The following is a 205-nucleotide window of genomic DNA, read 5'->3' on the forward strand; positions in this document are numbered from 1 at the left end:
GGGTGATTAGCTCAGTTGGTAGAGCATCTCCTTTACACGGAGGGGGTCGGCGGTTCGAGCCCGTCATCACCCACCATTCATTATGTGAATGATGCCCGCGAAAATGCAGTACCCAGAGATTTGAGATGTGGGTGATTAGCTCAGTTGGTAGAGCATCTCCTTTACACGGAGGGGGTCGGCGGTTCGAGCCCGTCATCACCCACCA

2 tRNA genes are annotated in these 205 nt (G+C 54.6%); both read left to right on the forward strand.

Annotated elements, in window-relative coordinates:
- Positions 1 to 76, forward strand: a tRNA-Val gene (locus ACZ3HG_RS25140).
- A gap of 53 nt (positions 77 to 129) precedes the next feature.
- Positions 130 to 205: transfer RNA gene (locus ACZ3HG_RS25145), tRNA-Val, on the forward strand.

Source organism: Erwinia sp. PME.40.26/001 (assembly GCF_055556675.1).